Raw genomic sequence first — 16692 nt, forward strand, 5'->3', positions numbered from 1 at the left:
CGTGGAACCTTACACAGGCACGTCGCCATGCCCATCGGGTGTCAGGCCGCCCACCGCGCCCTGCGTGAGGTCAGTGGTGGGGTCGCTCGACGAGCGCAGCCAGGGTCGGCGGGGCCTGGAGGCAGTAGGAGTCGGTGAGCAGCTCGGCGAGCTCGTCCCAGTCGGTCGAGTCGTCGATCGTCATGCCGATCACGTTCTCCCCCCAGCCGCCGCGGAAGTACGGGTCGCCCAGGTGCTGGAAGGCCGAGACTTCGTCGGGCTCGCCACGGAAGGTGACCCGGAAGAGCTGGTCCTCTCCTCCGAACACGTGGGCCACGGTGTTGCCCCGCACCCGCCAACGCACTCCCACCCAGGCAGGCTCTTCGTGCACCTCGGGCAGCGCGAGCAGCACGGCACGGATGCGTTGGAGGTACGCCGGTGGCACCGGCGGTCGTTGCACCTTGCGAGCCATGGGAGCACCTTGGCACAGGGCGCCGACATCGTGCCGAGGCCCGGGGCGCAGTCCCACCGCGCCTCCCCCTTCCGTGCCACAGTGGGGCGCATGACTGACGGACCGGAGAAGAAGGACCAGCAGGGCGAACACGTGGCCATGGGCATTGCTCTGAGCCTGCCGATCGGCGTCGCCCTCTCGCTCATGATGGACAACTGGGCGATGGTCGGCGTCGGCTTCGCCTTCGGGGCGGCGTTCGGGGCGGCGTTCGGGGCGATGCCGGCCTCCTCCGACAAGGACGCGAAGAGCGACGCGAGCGACCAGCAGGAGCTCCGCACTGACGGCCCCGGCGACCCCGGCGAAATGGGTGAAGGCCCCGGTCAGTGACCGGGGCCTTCACGTCCGAGCCGCCTGTCGGAATCGAACCGACGACCTAGTCATTACGAGTGACTCGCTCTACCGACTGAGCTAAGGCGGCGTGGCGTTCGCTGTTTCCCACGGACGGATCCGAGGGACGGACGAGCAACCTCGGGAGAGTATACGGACGGGGGTCCGCGGGCGCGGAATCGCCACCCTCCGCGGACGGCCGGAGCTCAGCAGGAGACCCCGTCCTCGGGGACCTTCCCGTTGAGCAGGTAGTCCTCGATCACCTCGTCGACGCAGTTGTTGCCCGCGTTGTACGCGGTGTGGCCGTCACCGTCGCGACGCACCAGGACGCCCGAGTCGAGCTGGTCGGCCAACTCCTCGGCCCACACCATCGGGGTGGCGGGGTCGCGGGTCGTGCCGACGACCAGGATGGGCGCGGCGCCCTTCCCGTCGATCACCAGCTCCTCCGCGGCGGCCTTCCCGTCGAATCCGGCGCAGCCGGTGAGGCCCCAGGCGAAGACCTTGCCGAAGGTCGGGGAGACCTTCTCGAACTCCGCGAACCGGGCGGGGACCTCGGAGGCGGGCACGAACTCGGGGTCGTCGAGGCAGTTGATCGCCACGATCGCCTCGAGGCTGTTGTCGCGGTAGCCGTCGGCGTCGCGCGAGGTGTAGAGGTCGGCCGTCTCCAGCAGGCCCGACCCGTCGCCGTCCAGGGCCTTCGCGAGCGCAAGGTCGAGCATCGGCCAGTAGGCGCGGTTGTAGAGCGGCATCACCACGCCGTAGAAGGCGAGTCCGGCGGTCAGCTTGCGGTCGCCCTGGCCGGGCAGGGGCTTGCGGGAGATGCGCTCGATCAGGTCGGAGATCGTCGCCATGCCCTCGTCGACGCTGTCGCCGAGGCGGCAGTCGCCACTGTCGACGCAGTTCTTGACGTAGGCGCGCAGCGCGGTCTCGAAGCCGCCGGCCTGGACGAGGCTCTTCTCCAGGGTGTCCGCCGAGACGTCGACGGCACCGTCGAGCACGAAGTGGCCGACGCGCTCGGGGAAGAGCTCGGCGTACGTCGCTCCCAGCGCCGTGCCGTAGGAGGCACCGAAGTAGTCCAAACTGCTCTGGCCCAGCGCGGCACGCAGCACGTCCATGTCACGGGCGACCTCGACGGTGCTCACGTGGTCGACCAGCGCTCCGGACTTCTCGCGGCAGCCGGCGAAGAAGGCCCGGTTGGACTCCTGCAGCTGCTTCACCCCGGCCGGGGTGTCGGGCGCCGGGTCGGCAGCCACGTAGGCGTCGAGGTCGGCGTCGGAGAGGCAGTCGATCGGGCTGCTGGCGCCGGTGCCACGCGGGTCGAAGCCCACGATGTCGAAGTGGTCGAGGATCGGCTTGCGGAAGACGTTCTGCGCAGCGGCGGCATATTCCGTGCCGGGCGCACCGGGACCACCCGGGTTGACCACCAGGGATCCGATGCGCTCGCCGGTGGCGGCGTCCCGCTTGAGCAGCCGCAGCTCGATCTGCTCCCCCTCGGGGTCGGCGTAGTCGAGCGGCACCTTCAGCCAGCCGCAGTCGAAGCCGCCGCCGCAGTCCTGCCAGGCGATGAGCTGCGAGTAGAAGGGTGCGAGGCCGGCCTCCGGGGGCGACGTCACGTCGTCACCGCTGGTCTCGTCGTCCTCCAGGCGCTCCGGCGAGGAACCGCCCAGCGAGCTCGAGTCCCACAGCGCCTTGAGCCCGACGCCCACGCCGACGGCGGAGCCCAGGAGCAGGGCCACCACCGCGACGATCGCCACGATCTTCTTCATCGCCTCTCACCTTCCAGCCGCAGCGCGACCATCATGGCCTCCAGGGCCGTCTCGGGCTTCACGTTGAAGTCCAGCATCTGCTCGCGCGCGGTGAAGATCGCCTCGATCCGGCGCAGGTGCTCCTCCGGGGACGACCGCCGGGCGAGCTGGGCGATGTCGGCCCTGATCTCCTCGTTGACCAGCTCGGAGCTGGCTCCCACCCCGAACGCGATCGCGTCTCGGTAGACCGAGACCAGGTCCATCAGGGCACGGTCGACCACGTCGAGCAGCCGACGCTTGGCACGCCGCTTCTGTCCGGCCTCGAGCTCCTTGAGGGCGGGGGCGTACTCGCGGGGGCGCTTGCCGCGTCCCTCGACGCCGTACGACCGGTCGAGGTCGGACTTCTCGCGCGCCTCGACGATCGCGCTCTGGGCCTCGGTCTCCTGCTTGGCGACCTCGACGAGGTTGCCGGCCGCATTCATGCAGGAGCCCAGCGAGGTCAGCTTGGCGGGCCACCGGACGACCTCGGCGCGGCGGTTGCGAGTGCCCTCGTCGCGAGCGAGTGCCCGGGCCCGGCCGATGTGGCCCTGGCTCGCGCGGGCCGCGTGGGCGGCGATCGTGGGAGGGACGCCGTCGATGCGCACCAGGAAGTCGCTCACCTGGGCAGCGGTCGGGGTGGTGAGCGTGACGAGGCGGCAGCGCGAGCGGATCGTGACGAGCACGTCCTCCGCGGTCGGCGCGCAGAGCAGCCAGACCGTGCGGCTGTTGGGCTCCTCGATCGCCTTGAGCAGCGCGTTGAAGCCGTGGTCGTTGAGCCGGTCGGCGTCCTCGATGAGGACCACCTGCCACCGCTGGCCGTTGGGAGAGAGCGCGGCCTTGCGCACGAGGTCGCGCACCTCCTTGACCGCGATCACCAGGGCGTCGGTGCGCACCGCGGTGACGTCGGCGTGCGTGCCCCCCATGACCGTGCGGCAGGAGTGGCACTCGTGGCAGCCACCCTGCTCGCACTGGAGCGCGGCGGCGAAGGCGAGCGCGGCGTTGGAGCGCCCGGAGCCGGGCGGGCCGGTGAAGAGCCAGGCGTGGGTCATGCCGTCGCCGCGGGCGGCGCGGTCGAGGGTGGAGATCACGTGGCGCTGGCCGACGAGGGTGTCCCAGATGGGGGCGGGTCGGGTCTCGGGCTGGACGCTCACGGCGCCACCGCCGCATCGATGCCGGCCACGGCGTGCGGGAGGAGCGGAGCCACCCGCGCCCGGATGGCCGCGTGGATCTCCTCGATGGAGTCACGCGCCGACAGCACGAGGTAGTGGTCGGGATCGGCCGCGGCGAGGGAGAGGAACTTGTCGCGCACCCGCTCGTGGAAGTCCAACGACTCCCCCTCCATGCGGTCGCGGGCCTCGAAGCGGCCCAGCCCTGCCTCCGGCGGGAGGTCGAGCACGACGGTCAGGTGGGGGCGCAGTCCGCCCGTCGCCCAGCGCATGACCTCCTCGACCTCGTCGACGTCGAGCGCCCGGCCGGCACCCTGGTAGGCCAGCGCCGAGTCGACGTAGCGGTCGGTGATCACCACCTCGCCGCGCTCCAGGGCGGGGCGCACCACGGCGTCGACGTGCTCGGCCTTGTCGGCCGCGTACGCCAGTGCCTCGGTGCGCGGGGAGAGGTCACCGGTCTCGGGCGAGAGCACGATGCGGCGGAACTCCTCCCCGACCTTGGTGCCGCCGGGCTGACGGGTGAGCAGGGCGCGGTGGCCCAGCCCCGTGACCCAGTCGAGCAGCAGTCGCGACTGCGTGGACTTGCCGCCCCCGTCGCCCCCCTCGAAGCAGACGAAGAGGCCGGAGTCGGCGTAGACGGCAGGTGAAGTCACGCCCACACCCTACGGGCGCAGACCCACAGTTCTGGCAGTTGCTCAGCCCCTCACGGCAGCGCCGAGGCCCTAGGGTGGGCGGATGGGGTGGTGGACGAACCGCGTGGTGCCGCGGCTGACGGACGCGACGTTGTCCGCGCCCGAGATCTCCGAGCTGCGCGCCCAGGTCTGCGCGCCCCTGACCGGCCGGGTGGTCGAGGTCGGCTTCGGCTCGGGCCTCAACCTGCCCCACCTGCCGGCCGCGGTCACCGCTGTCGACGCGGTCGAACCGTCGGACCTGGCATGGGAGCGCTCGGCCGATCGACGACGCGGCGCGGGACTGCCCGTGGTCAGGATCGACCTCGACGGCCAGGCCATGTCGGCGCCTGACGCGACGTACGACAGCGCGCTCGTCACGTTCTCGCTCTGCACCATCCCCGACCCTTCGCTCGCGCTCACCGAGGTACGCCGCGTGCTCCGCCCCGGCGGCCTGCTCGCCTTCGCGGAGCACGGCCTCTCCCCCGACGCAGGCGTGGCCCGCTGGCAGCGGCGACTCGACCCCATCGAGAAGCGGGTCGCGGGCGGCTGCCACCTGACCCGCGACATCCCGGCCCTCGTACGCGGCGCCGGGTTCGACGTCGTCACGCTCGAGCAGCGGATGCTGGTCGAGGGGCCCGCGGCCACGGCCCCGTGGGGCTACGGGTTCGTGGGGGCGGCGCAGGCGGGCGCGGCGCTCTGACCCGGGGTCAGAGGGCGGAGGAGATCAGCCAGGTCAGCGAGGCCGTCAGCAGGAGCGAGGCAAGGCCGCCCATTCTTCGCTGCGGAGTGGACGGTGGGAGCAGACCGGTCGCCCCGCTGAACAGCAGGAACGCGGGCACACCGATCGGCCACGCCAGCAGGACCGGCCAGGCCCACGCCCAACGGGTCAGGCGCCAGGGCTGCGGACCGACGACCAGCCGGGTCAGGGTGCCCAGTCCGGCCACCAGGCCGCCCAGGAGCATCGCCCAGGACGGGACCGACCACTCGATCCCGAAGAGCTGCGTGGAGCCGCCGGCACTGTGCCGCCCCTCCCCTGCGACGACGCTCACGTCGGGCTGCACTTCCTCCCAGTGGCCCTGCAGCGAGTCGGGCGCCACCACCACCGGCCTGGCCCGGCGGTCGTCGCTCTGGGCCTTGCGGGCCTGCGCCTCGGACGAGGCGACGACGTACTGGGTGTGTCGACGCAGCAGTCCTTCGCGCCAGCTCACCGTGACGAAGCGATAGCCGTTCGTCGGAGGCATGGTCACCGAGTCGAGGCGCCCACCGGAGAGGCTCTCGACCTCCACGGTGGTCACCACGCCTTCGCGGGCGTCGGACTCCAGCTTCTTCATCAGGTCGTACTGGGAAGCGGCGCCCGACCCCTGGGCCAGGCACGCCGCGAACGAGACGACGAAGACGATCAGCAGGACCCATCCGGCCACGAAGTTGAAGACGGCGGCGCCGTTCCTGCGCGGCTGCTCCCCGCCCACCTCGACGGGAAGTGGCTCCTCGAGAGTGTCCTGCATCGTGCCCCCAGCGCTACGGGCCCGCCGGCGCGCGCCACGGACCGGACCCTAACGCGCCCGGTCCCCCGGTGTTCACCGGTTCGCCACCCGGCCAGAGGACTTTTCATCTCCCCGAAACAAGGGAGAAGCATCGCGGTCGCATCCGAGGCGCAGGCTGTGACGCAGACGGTGACCAGCATCGTCCCCGCACCGAGAGGAGCCAGCCATGATGTACTCCGCCAAGGCAGTCTTCACCGAACGACGCTCCGGCGTCGCCAACATGGTGGCCGGCATCACCGGCCAGGGCATGGCCCTCATGGCGTTGCGCAGCCAGCCCGGCTGGAACGGCATGCTCGTCGACGAGATCGTGCTGGTCACCCCCGGCGGCTGGACCGCCGAGCGCCTCGAGACCTTCCTGCTGGCGATCGGTGCCTCCACCGTCAAGGTCACGACGCTCGACGCCGAGGGTCGCTCGACGAGCGAGACCGAGGAGCGCAAGGCCCGCATGGCCCACCCGGCCGGCTCCCACCGTGGCTGGATGGCGCGCGCCTCCTGAACCTCCCCTCCGGCTGCTCGCCAACTCCCTCCGGTGGAGCAGCGCAACGAGCACGAGGGCGCCCAGTTCGTGGGGAACGAGGCGCCCTCGTGTGCTCGCTGGCGAGGGGTGGGTGCAGCGGCTGGGTGATCAGGCCTTCTCGGCCGCAGCCTTCTTCGTCGTCTTCTTCGTCGCGCTCTTGGACGTGGCCTTCTTGGCCGTCGTCTTCTTCGCCGCGGTCTTCGACGCCGCCTTCTTGGCCGTCGTCTTCTTCGCGGCGGCCTTCTTGGTCGTCTTCTTCGCCGTCTTCTTGGCGCCCTTCTTCGCGGGCCCCTTGTCGCGGCGCTCCTGCAGCAGCTCGGCCGCCCGCTCGAGGGTGATCGCCTCGACGGTGTCGTCCTTGCGCAGGGTGGCGTTGTACTCGCCGTCGGTCACGTACTCACCGAAGCGACCCGCCTTGACCACGATCGGCTGGCCGGAGACCGGGTCGTTGCCGAGCTCCTTCAGCGGAGCCGTGGCGGCGCCGCGCCCACGTGCCTTGGGCTGGGCGTAGATCTTCTCCGCCTCGTCCAGGGTGATCGTGAGGAGCTTCTCCTCCGCGTCGATGGTGCGGGAGTCGGTGCCCTTCTTCAGGTAGGGCCCGTAGCGACCGTTCTGCGCGGTGATCTCGACGCCGTCCTCACCGAGGCCGACGACGCGCGGCAGGCTGAGCAGCTGCACGGCCTGGTCGAGGGTGACGGTGTCGAGGCTCATCGACTTGAAGAGCGAGCTGGTGCGCGGCTTGGCACTCTTCTTGGCGTCCTCGGGCAGGAGCTCGGTGACGTAGGGACCGTAGCGACCGTTCTTCGCGACGACGGTCAGGCCGGTCTCCGGGTGCTGCCCCAGGACGACCTCCTCGCCGGCGGGGTTGGCGAGCAGCTCCTTGGCCTTGGCCACGGTGAGCTCGTCGGGCGGCAGGTCCTCGGGCACGTTGGCGCGCTTGCCCGCAGGCTCGCCGTCATCTCCAGGCCCCTCGATGTAGGGACCGTAACGGCCGACCCTCAGGTGGATGCCGGAGTCGGGGTCGCCGACCGGGAAGGTCGCCATCTCCCGGGCGTCGATGTCACCGAGGCCGGTGACCAGCGGCTGCAGGCCCTTGACCCGGTCGGAGCCCCAGTAGAACTCGCCCAGCTCGCTGACGCGGTCCTTCCGGCCGGCGGCGATCTCGTCGAGGATCGACTCCATCTCGGCGGTGAACTCGTAGGAGATCTGGCGGGGGAAGTGCTCCTCCATCAGGCGGATCACCGAGAAGGCGATCCACGCCGGGACCAGCGCGGTGCCCTTCTTGTAGACGTAGCCGCGGTTGATGATCGTGGAGATGATCGAGGCGTAGGTGGAGGGGCGACCGATCTCGCGCTCCTCCAGCTCCTTGATCAGCGTCGCCTCGGTGAAGCGCGACGGGGGCTTGGTCTCGTGGCCGCTCGCGCTGACGCTGGCCGCGCTGACGGCCGCGCCCTGCTCGAGGTCGGGCAGGCGGGTCTCGGCGTCGTCGCGCTGCTTGGACGTGTCGTCCAGGCCCTCGACGTACGCCTTGAGGAACCCGTGGAAGGTGATCACGCGGCCCGACGAGCCGAAGACGACGTCACGACCGTCGGCCGCGGTGCCGCCGATCCGCACCGAGACGGTGTGGCCGACGGCGTCCTTCATCTGGGAGGCGACGGTGCGCATCCAGATCAGCTCGTAGAGACGGAACTGGTCACCGCGCAGACCGGTCTGGGCGGGCGTCTTGAAGGTCTCGCCGGCGGGGCGGATCGCCTCGTGCGCCTCCTGCGCGTTCTTCACCTTGGAGGCGTACGTCCGGGGGCTGTCGGGCAGGTACTCCGCGCCGTAGAGCTCGCGCACCTGGTCACGCGCCGCACCGACCGCGGCCGACGACAGCGTCGTCGAGTCGGTACGCATGTAGGTGATGAAGCCGTTCTCGTAGAGGCGCTGGGCGACCGACATGGTCACCTGCGCGCTCATGCCGAGCTTGCGGCCCGCCTCCTGCTGCAGCGTGGTGGTGCGGAAGGGGGCGTAGGGCGAGCGGCGGTAGGGCTTCGACTCGACCGAGCGCACCTCGTACGAGGTCTCGCGCAGCGCGGAGGCGAGCGCCTCCGCGCCGTTGCGGTCGAGGTGGACGACGGAGTCGGACTTGAGCTCACCGGTCTGGGTGAAGTCGGAGCCGCGGGCGACGCGCTTGCCGTCGACGGAGTGGAGCTTGGCGGGGAAGATCCGCGGGTCGGCCTTGGCGCCGCCGTCGAAGGAGGCGTCGAGGTCCCAGTAGGAGGCGACGCGGAACTTCATCCGCTCCTTCTCCCGGTCGACCACGAGGCGGGTCGCGACCGACTGCACGCGGCCGGCGGAGAGGCCGCTCATGACCTTCTTCCACAGCACCGGGGAGACCTCGTAGCCGTAGAGGCGGTCGAGGATGCGACGCGCCTCCTGGGCCTCCACGAGGTCCATGTCGATGTCACGCGGGTTGGCGGCAGCCTCGAGGATCGCGGGCTCGGTGATCTCGTGGAAGACCATGCGGCGCACCGGGATGCCCTTGGGCTTCAGCTCGTCGAGGAGGTGCCAGGCGATGGCCTCTCCCTCGCGGTCCTCATCGGTGGCAAGGAAGAGCTCGTCGGCATCCTTGAGGAGCTGCTTGAGCTTGGTGATGTGGCTCTTCTTGTCGCGGGGCACCACGTAGTAGGGCTCGAAGCCGTTGTCCACGTCGACGCCCAGACGACCCCAGGGCTTGTCCTTGATCTTGGCCGGGGTCTCGGCGGCGCTCTGCGGCAGGTCACGAATGTGACCGATGGACGACTCGACGACATAACCCTTGCCGAGATATCCACCGATCTTGGTCGCCTTGGTCGGCGACTCCACGATGACCAGCTTGTGTGCCACTTGCGATTCCTTGCTCTTGAGCGCCCCAGGACAGGCCGAACGCCGCCACGGTAGCGCGTGGTCCCGACGGGAGTGTGAACAGGAGCGATTCGCAGCCGTGGTGCGGCAGACTCTGCGCCCATGAACGACGAGCCGCAGTCACCGCCTTCGCGTCTCGAGGTCATCCTCGGGATTCCGCTCCTGCCGTTCGTGCTGCTGCGTGACGCGCTGCGGGCAGTGTGGCGGGGCGTACGCCGCGTGGTCGCCGCCATCGCCGACGCCTTCCGACGGGCCCTGGACGCGTTGAAGCGGGCGGTGCTCCGCGTCCTGCGTACGCCGCTGCGCTGGACCTCCGCGCTGTTGCGCGCGGTGGGCCGGTTGTTGCGCCGCCCGTTCGAGTGGCTGGCCGCGGTCGGGCGCTGGGTCGGTCGCGGGATCGACGCCGTGCTGCGAGCAGTCGGTCGCGTGCTTGCGGCGCCCTTCCGCTGGCCCTCGGCAGCGCTGCGTTGGGTCGGTCGCGGGATCGAGGCGGGCCTCCGCGCCCTCGGTCGCCTGCTGGCTGCTCCTTGGCGCTGGGCTGTCGACGCGTGGCGTGGTTTGCGTGCGTGGGTGGTGCAGTTGCTCGGCGCTCCGGTCCGCTGGGCCGTGGCGATCGCCAAGGCGATCTGGCGCGCGATCGCGGCGCCGTTCCGGTGGGTGGGTCAGCGCGTACGCGGCGTCGCCCAGAGTGTGGGTGCGAGCCTGCGGCGTGGGCGGGCGGCGTTGCCGCGGCCGAGAATTGGGCGGGGTTGAGGCTCATGGATTTCGTCCCACCAGCGCCGCCGCACCTCACGGGTTCGGAGCCCTTCGCAGGCATCGACGCCTCAGTGATCGACTTCTGGAGGTTCGCCATGAGCGACCTCCGCACGAACAACGTCCGCGGCTACCTGGCGGAGTTTCTGGTGGCCAGAGCAGTGGGATCGACGGGTCGCCGTGTCGAGTGGGACTCGTGGGACGTCACTGCCCCCAATGGCACACGGATCGAGGTCAAGTCATCCGGCTACCTGCAGGCCTGGGCTCAAGCCAAGCTCAGCACCCCGACCTTCCGTGTCGCAACCGCTTACGCCTGGGACGCCGAGACCGCAACCTACTCGGCCGGGCAGGGCTTCAACGCCCACGTGTACGTCTTCTGTCTCCACACAGCAAGGACGCACGAGGAGTACGACCCACTGGACGTGGCCCAGTGGCAGTTCTACATCGCGCCGCGTGAGGTCGTGGAGGCACGCGCCGGGTCGCAGATGTCTCTGTCGACGTTGGAGCGCCTCTGTGGCCAAGCCGTCTCGTACGACGCGCTGCCTGCTGCGATCAGAGGGGCACGCGGGCCCCTTCAGCCTTTCCGCCCTCCTCAGGACAGCCCAGATGCGGGGACGTGACGTGCCCTCAGATGGACGGAATCGGCGTGCCTCCAAGCCTGGCTTCGACGTTTCACCGAGCGGGCACTTCATTGCTGCTTTCATAGCGCCATGAACCTCTGCCCCATCTGTTCTGGCCCGTTGCCGAACGGGTGGCCTGTGGCGCCCAACGACGAGTGTCTGAGTTGCGGGTATCACCCCCACAGTGGCTGGGAGTCGTTGCTAGAAGATCCCGAAGGTCGCTAGCGCTACAGCGACGGATCAAGGCGCGCCTCAGGGCCATTCGCGGGGAAATGACGTATGCAGAAGACCCACGAACGTGCGCGCATCGGCATGGCACGGAGAACATCTGTCGGCCCCTGCTGCCACTCTGGCTGCATGACCCAACTTGCTCTGATCATTCGACACAAGACGTTGCCCGGGAAGAGGGAGGACGTGCGTAAGGTCTGGGAGGCACACATGGCGCCCGCCGTAGCGGGCAATGACAGTCACCTGGCGTACTTCTACTGCTTCGACGACACCGATCCTGATGCGATCAGCGCTTTTCAGGTGTACGACAGCGCTGGGTCGTCGCAGCAGTTCCTCGAGACCGACGCCTATCGTGCGTACTTGCAGGACGTTGAGCCGCTGTTGTCCGGTCCTCCACAGGTCACTGCACTCACGCCTGTCTGGAGCAAGCAGGCGTAGCCGGTCGAGCGGCCGCTCCGACGCGGGAAGATGCCCGACTCGCGGCGGTGTGACGCAGCTTCCGGACCGCCCCGGCCACGGCCAGTACGTGCGTCAGGCTAGGTCCTCAAACGACTCTTCACCGGGCCTCCAGCACATCCACGCTTGATCCACGAAGCCGGTCAGCACCGCGATCTCCGGACCAGTCAGTGCTTCCCGGTCCGGGTGCAATGCGATCGCCCCGTTCGGGAACTCGATGCGCAGTCCGATCCCCGTCGCCTCGTGCGTGTGTTGAACCAGATTAGGGATCAAGGCACGAAGTGCGTCCGCGTAGCCCAGGTCGCCATCCGAGAACACGCGCCCCTGTGCCGTTTCGACTGTCGGCATCGCGTCGCAGTTCAGGACGGGCATGTCTTCTCCGAGGCCCTCGAACCGTAGTTGGACGTAGTCCTGAACGAACTGCACCGAGAACAATCGCGCCCCTACCAGCCTCCCCAAGAGGTCGTTCGGGATGTAGGTCGGCGGATCTTGGGACATGTCCACATGGTGCCGTATGAACTCTCCGAGCTTTCGCAGATCGGCGCGTCCCGCATGCGGCTTGTGACGCGACCCGGGCGGTACGCGGCGGAGTGACGCACGTCCAACGGACCCACCGAAGCCCCGACCGACGCACTGGCGCATCTGCGCGGCTCAGCGTTCGGTTTCCGCAACCTGACCAACCAATCGGCAGAAGACTACTCGGAGCCGGCGGGTTGGGACCCCGACTCCTACACTGTCAACTGCGATGAGCCTGAAGGTGGGACAGCGCAAGCGCAGGCTATGAGGCTCGCCGCGACTGGAAGCAGTGCGGCCCTTCTGAATGGAGTATTCGTGGACCCCTTCACGCTCGGGATGCTCACATCGGCATTGGGCGATCTAGTGGCGCGTGCGATTTCGCGAACTTGGCACGTCTTAACCGACGACTCTCCTCAAGTCACACTGCCTACGCCGAACTCTGCCTTCGCCGTGGACTTTCTTGATGAAGTAATCCTGACCGAGGCGCAATTCCGAAAGATCACACAGGTCCTGAATCACCCAAACATTCTCATGCTGGTCGAAGCTGCTTGCTATATACGTGCGCTCTATCCATCAGAGGCTCAAGCCGAACAATTTGCGGACCTTAAGAAATCCTTTGGTGACGTCTTCTCCTCGGCGATTGACAACGAATCAATCTTTGAATACCAAATCGAACCCCTGTGGACCGCCCTTGTTGAGCGTATTGATGAACTTCTGCCTGAAGAATCATCAGGAACGCTTTCCTCAGAGGAGCGCAACCAACTTCTCGAGCGAAAAGCCACTCTCCCGATTTCCGGGGGCTCGGCAAGCCATCCCAGATGGCTACGTCGGTACTTAGAAGTCGCCACCGACATCGCGCTTCTCTCTCGGGTCGCCGAACGATCTCGTGAGATACGAAGCCAAGCTGCCGGGCGCTTCGGAAATATGGATCTTCATCACTCCCTGGAGTCTCACACCGATAAGACACTCGGAGATCTCTATATTCAGCGAGACCTGCAAACCCTTGACGGCGAGAATGTCCCAACACGCGAGGCGATTGGTCTTGGGCGGCGAGTACGCGCAGTGGTCACGGGGCACCCTGGCAACGGGAAAAGCACATTGACCCAACGCATCATGACTATGATCGCCGACGAAAGCGAATCGCACGCCCCACTCTTGATTCGTGTCCGTGAACTCAATGCCGAAAACCTAATCCTAGATGAGTTGGTCACTGCCGTGCAGCGACTTTATCAAGATACCTTGGTCGACCGCAGTGATGTTGAAACACTGCTGCTGCTGGGTAGGGCATATGTGATTTTCGACGGACTCGACGAAGCGCTCGAAAAATCTAAGAGAATCAAAGTGGTAGAACAGATTCAGAGTTTCTCGAGGCAGTATCCGCTCAGCGCAATTCTGGTAACTTGCCGAGAAGTAGGATACGAAGACGCGCCACTTGATCGAACATTCGGCCGGTTCAGGCTTCGCCCCTTCACGCTGGCACAGACGCGAGAATATGCCGAGAAATGGTTCTCCAGCGAGGAAGGGGGATTGGAGCGCGTCGAGCCATTCATGAAAGAGGTCGCGGCATCCCCTGAGCTCGCAGAGAACCCACTGATGCTCTCGCTTCTTTGTGCACTCTATAAGAATCGTGGCCATATCCCACGAAACCGCCGCTCTGTCTACTCTGATTGCGCCGACCTTCTATTTCGTCGCTGGGACTCAATGCGCGATATCGATCAGCCGGCGGATCACATCAATCACGGCCAAGATATTATGGAAGAGATCGCAATGTTCTTCTTCCGGAGCGAAAGCGTTCAAGCGGGCATCGAAGAGCGCCAACTGCGAGACGTAATCGCTGGATACCTGCGGGACAGCGCCGGGGTTCTTCAAGGACATTCACGCCAGCGGGCAAGCGCATTCCTCGAGTTCTGCGCAGATCGCGCGTGGTTGCTCGGGGTGGATGGATCCCGTCACGGAGAGCGGGTCTTCGTCTTCACCCACCGCACCTTCATGGAGTACTTCGCCGCCGAAGGAACTGTGCGAACCATCTCGGACACTGCGCGAATTGCGGACATCATTTACGAGACATACCGGAAGAATCCAGGCTCCGTCCTTCCGGAACTTATCGTCAGCGCAGCCGAAGCAGGTCAGCGTGATCGAGTTCGTGACATCATCAACGCGCTGAAGGAAAAGGAGCGAATCGTTGGCACTTTGTTGCCGCTTCGTTTGCGAATTGCTGGAGTTCTGAACTTGCGTCCACGGCATCTTGACGAAATGATCGAAGAGGCGTTCTTGGCCCTTTCAAGCGATTGGAACGCGAACGCAACAACAATCTCGAGTCACCTGTTTGCTCTTCCGCGCAACCCTAGAGAGCGAGTTGGGGCCTATGCCCTCAATCCGTCTGAGATCGGCAAACCTGAGGATGCTGCGCTTTCCCCCGGAAGAACGAATACCCTGCTGAGGGCTTGGGCCGAGTTCTCGCTCGAAACAGGTGTGGTCCAGCGCGGCCATGAGTGGGAAGAACTCCTAGGTTCATGTTGGAGCCAGGCGATAGCGACTGGCGATATTCAAGACGAATGGACTCGCTTCTACGGAAAGCACTACTTGGGTATCGCTGAACTTGGCTCGTCTCTTGACCGAAAGTGGTTCGCTCCAGCAGTGGGCGGCGCTCCGCGGCCTGCCGGGAAAGCCATTCTTTCTGCTGGAATTCTTGAGGGAACTATCCCGCCAAGCCTAGTTGAAGTGCACTTGGAGATGGACGGTAGCGAGAAGCCGCGCTTCTCTTACGATGAGGCCAAGAAACTCTATGAGATGCTGGCAGCGGTGCTGGCTGAGGCGAATCAGGCGCCCCTGGTGGACTGCCCGGAGTCGCGCAGGTTCGCGCTCATCTGCGCAATGGTCACTTGGGAACTCACCGGGAGATTTGGGTGGGTCTTGGAGGAACTTGAGGCACTTCTCGGATTCAGCATCGCGTCGTTGGTGTCCCACCGTGAGGAGAACCGTATAGCCGACGCCGAGTTAGACTTGCTGGAGGCCGAACTAGAGTGGGAGCGGCTTAAGTTGCCGCGCGCTTCTGCTGCCGACAGGGCCACGACGAAGCGTTCCGTGAACGCCCTCTTCCCTCGCTGGGCGAAGAACTGGATGACCGGGAGGGTCGGCTTGCTCGGAGACTAGTTCTCCTACGTAATGACCATTGCCTTGAGAGTTGACGTTATCTTAAGTGCTTGGGGACCACCGGGGCCCTCGCGCAGCGGTGACGGCCTGATGGAGACTCTGTGAATCCGCTGGGAAGAGCTGCTCGCGGCCGATGCTCACGTCAATGCTGAGGCGACCTGGACGATCTACCAGAGACTCACCCCACCTGCCGCGAGCATGTCGATGCCTGGGCGTGAATTGATGGGAACCTGATCAGATCGGTCCGCACTGGCGGCCCGCGGTCGCTGGTCGCGGTCATCCCGCTGGGAAAGACCTCGGAGAGGCGTGCCGTCGACGTGCTGGCCTACTTGGACAGGTTGGCACGTCGGTCCTGGCAACGGAGGCGATCAATAGGCGGCTTCAACACCTGCGCGGTTCGTCCCAAGGGTTCCACAGCCTAACCAACCATTTGGCCGGACTGTTGCTCGAAGCCGGAGGTTTCAGACCCTGACGATTACACCTTGGACTGAGGGGGAAAGGTGATGCGTCTTTGTGGGTGGAATGCCGCAGGCTCGGTTCCGCCGCAGGTCGCGCGCCTTGGACAGCGTCTCGCTCCCCATCTCTCGTACTGTCACAGCCCACCTCAACCAAACCGCAACCCCCGCCGCTGCCTCTGCCATTCACCTACCGTGCTGCCGTGAGCCAAGACGTACCGGACGAGAAGCTGATGAAGCTGCGCTACGCGGGCGTCTGCCGTGTGTGCAGTGCCGACCTGCCCGCCAAGACCCCCGCGATCTACGAGCGCTCCACCAAGACCGTGCGATGCGTGGAGCACGCCGGCGCTTCGGCCACCGACGAGCCAGCCGAGGCGCGCGTCACGGTGCCCGACCCCGCTTCCACCTCAGAGCCAACGGTCCCCCCGACCCCCGAGCCAGTCATCGACACCGGCACCGCCGGCGCCTCGGCCCGCCGCGAGTTCGAGCGCCGCAAGCAGCGGCGGGAGGACCGCGTACGGGAGAAGCACCCGAAGATCGGCGGCCTCCTGCTGGCCCTGTCCGACGACCCGCAGACGACGACTGCGTGGAACACCGGCGCGCTCGGGGAGGAGCGGCTGGGTGCGGGTCTCGACTCGCGCGGCTCCGAACAGCTCCGGCTGCTGCACGACCGCCGGATCCCGCGCAGCCGGGCCAACATCGACCACCTGGCCGTCACGCCTACCGGGGTCTACGTCATCGACGCCAAGAAGTACGCCGGTCGCCCCCACCTCGAGGTCGAGGGCGGCATCCTGCGCCCCCGCGTCGAGAAGCTCCTCGTCGGACGCCGCGACTGCACCAAGGTCGTGGACGGGGTGCTCAAGCAGATCGAGGTGGTCAAGGGCGTGCTCGGTGACTCGGTCCCCGTGCACGGCGTCCTGTGCTTCGTCGAGGCCGACTGGCCCCTGATCGGTGGCTCGTTCACCACCCGCGAGGTGGCCGTGCTGTGGCCCAGGAAGCTCTACTCGAGACTCGCCGCCGCCGACGGTCCGCTGGACGCGGAGGCCATCGCTGCCGCCCACCAGCAGCTCGCCCGGGCACTCCCGCCCGCCTGACTTTTGCCCGAGACCCGTTCGGTCAATGCCGT

At 67.1% G+C, this 16692-nt stretch carries 15 protein-coding genes, 1 tRNA gene and 1 pseudogene; 9 read left to right on the forward strand and 8 right to left on the reverse strand.

Annotation, left to right across the window (positions count from 1 at the left end):
- Positions 1-70: 70 nt before the first annotated feature.
- Positions 71-451, reverse strand: coding sequence for an MmcQ/YjbR family DNA-binding protein (locus FCL41_RS15365; RefSeq protein ID WP_137064813.1), 381 nt, complete (start codon positions 449-451; stop codon positions 71-73).
- 90 nt (positions 452-541) lie between these two features.
- Here FCL41_RS15365 and FCL41_RS15370 point away from each other — a divergent pair, with 90 nt between their 5' ends.
- The gene (locus FCL41_RS15370) at positions 542-817 is read left to right on the forward strand and encodes a glycine zipper domain-containing protein (RefSeq protein WP_137064812.1); all 276 of its coding nucleotides are present in this window, start codon (positions 542-544) and stop codon (positions 815-817) included.
- 18 nt (positions 818-835) lie between these two features.
- Here the strand turns inward: FCL41_RS15370 and FCL41_RS15375 are convergent.
- From FCL41_RS15375 to tmk, 4 genes are all read right to left on the reverse strand, one after another.
- A tRNA-Thr gene (locus FCL41_RS15375) sits at positions 836-908 on the reverse strand.
- Positions 909-1023: 115 nt separating this feature from the next.
- Complete coding sequence (locus FCL41_RS15380; RefSeq protein ID WP_137064811.1) at positions 1024-2583, reverse strand: alpha/beta hydrolase; 1560 nt, start codon at positions 2581-2583, stop codon at positions 1024-1026.
- Entirely contained in the window at positions 2580-3752 is a 1173-nt protein-coding gene (locus tag FCL41_RS15385) for a DNA polymerase III subunit delta' (RefSeq protein WP_239021676.1), read from the reverse strand. The genes FCL41_RS15380 and FCL41_RS15385 overlap by 4 nt, the downstream gene beginning before the upstream one ends.
- Complete coding sequence (gene tmk / locus FCL41_RS15390; protein WP_137064810.1) at positions 3749-4420, reverse strand: dTMP kinase; 672 nt, start codon at positions 4418-4420, stop codon at positions 3749-3751. The genes FCL41_RS15385 and tmk overlap by 4 nt, the downstream gene beginning before the upstream one ends.
- A gap of 82 nt (positions 4421-4502) precedes the next feature.
- Between tmk and FCL41_RS15395 the strand changes: the two genes are divergently transcribed.
- Positions 4503-5138 carry a class I SAM-dependent methyltransferase gene (locus FCL41_RS15395; RefSeq protein WP_137064809.1) on the forward strand — a complete coding sequence of 212 codons (636 nt, stop codon included), beginning with the start codon at positions 4503-4505 and terminating at the stop codon, positions 5136-5138.
- 7 nt (positions 5139-5145) lie between these two features.
- Here the strand turns inward: FCL41_RS15395 and FCL41_RS15400 are convergent, their stop codons facing one another.
- The gene (locus FCL41_RS15400; protein ID WP_137064808.1) at positions 5146-5943 is read right to left on the reverse strand and encodes a hypothetical protein; all 798 of its coding nucleotides are present in this window, start codon (positions 5941-5943) and stop codon (positions 5146-5148) included.
- Between the two features lie 205 nt (positions 5944-6148).
- Here FCL41_RS15400 and FCL41_RS15405 point away from each other — a divergent pair, with 205 nt between their 5' ends.
- Positions 6149-6478 carry a hypothetical protein gene (locus FCL41_RS15405; RefSeq protein ID WP_137064807.1) on the forward strand — a complete coding sequence of 110 codons (330 nt, stop codon included), beginning with the start codon at positions 6149-6151 and terminating at the stop codon, positions 6476-6478.
- Between the two features lie 129 nt (positions 6479-6607).
- Here FCL41_RS15405 and topA read toward each other — a convergent pair whose 3' ends face one another.
- The gene (gene topA / locus FCL41_RS15410; protein ID WP_137064806.1) at positions 6608-9367 is read right to left on the reverse strand and encodes a type I DNA topoisomerase; all 2760 of its coding nucleotides are present in this window, start codon (positions 9365-9367) and stop codon (positions 6608-6610) included.
- A 120-nt stretch (positions 9368-9487) separates the two neighbouring features.
- Between topA and FCL41_RS15415 the strand changes: the two genes are divergently transcribed.
- From FCL41_RS15415 to FCL41_RS15425, 3 genes are all read left to right on the forward strand, one after another.
- Positions 9488-10138: a serine/threonine-protein kinase gene (locus FCL41_RS15415; RefSeq protein ID WP_137064805.1), complete on the forward strand. Its 651-nt coding sequence runs from the start codon at positions 9488-9490 to the stop codon at positions 10136-10138.
- Positions 10139-10236: 98 nt separating this feature from the next.
- On the forward strand, positions 10237-10758 hold the full coding sequence (locus FCL41_RS15420; RefSeq protein ID WP_138868074.1) for a hypothetical protein: 522 nt from the start codon (positions 10237-10239) through the stop codon (positions 10756-10758).
- A 357-nt stretch (positions 10759-11115) separates the two neighbouring features.
- On the forward strand, positions 11116-11424 hold the full coding sequence (locus tag FCL41_RS15425; protein ID WP_137064803.1) for a putative quinol monooxygenase: 309 nt from the start codon (positions 11116-11118) through the stop codon (positions 11422-11424).
- Between the two features lie 93 nt (positions 11425-11517).
- Here FCL41_RS15425 and FCL41_RS15430 read toward each other — a convergent pair whose 3' ends face one another.
- A complete protein-coding gene (locus tag FCL41_RS15430; RefSeq protein ID WP_137064802.1) occupies positions 11518-11940 on the reverse strand; it encodes a hypothetical protein in 423 nt (140 codons plus the stop codon).
- Positions 11941-12039: 99 nt separating this feature from the next.
- Here FCL41_RS15430 and FCL41_RS17545 point away from each other — a divergent pair.
- From FCL41_RS17545 to FCL41_RS15440, 3 genes and pseudogenes are all read left to right on the forward strand, one after another.
- Positions 12040-12191 (forward strand): annotated as a pseudogene (locus FCL41_RS17545) (ISL3 family transposase); the annotation flags it as partial.
- A gap of 82 nt (positions 12192-12273) precedes the next feature.
- Positions 12274-15111 (forward strand): NACHT domain-containing protein, encoded by a 2838-nt coding sequence (locus FCL41_RS15435; protein ID WP_170970176.1) that lies wholly within the window; start codon positions 12274-12276, stop codon positions 15109-15111.
- 658 nt (positions 15112-15769) lie between these two features.
- Positions 15770-16660 (forward strand): nuclease-related domain-containing protein, encoded by an 891-nt coding sequence (locus tag FCL41_RS15440; protein WP_239021677.1) that lies wholly within the window; start codon positions 15770-15772, stop codon positions 16658-16660.
- Positions 16661-16692 lie beyond the last annotated feature (32 nt).

Origin of the sequence: Nocardioides jishulii (genome assembly GCF_006007965.1) — a bacterium.
Lineage (GTDB): Bacteria > Actinomycetota > Actinomycetes > Propionibacteriales > Nocardioidaceae > Nocardioides > Nocardioides jishulii.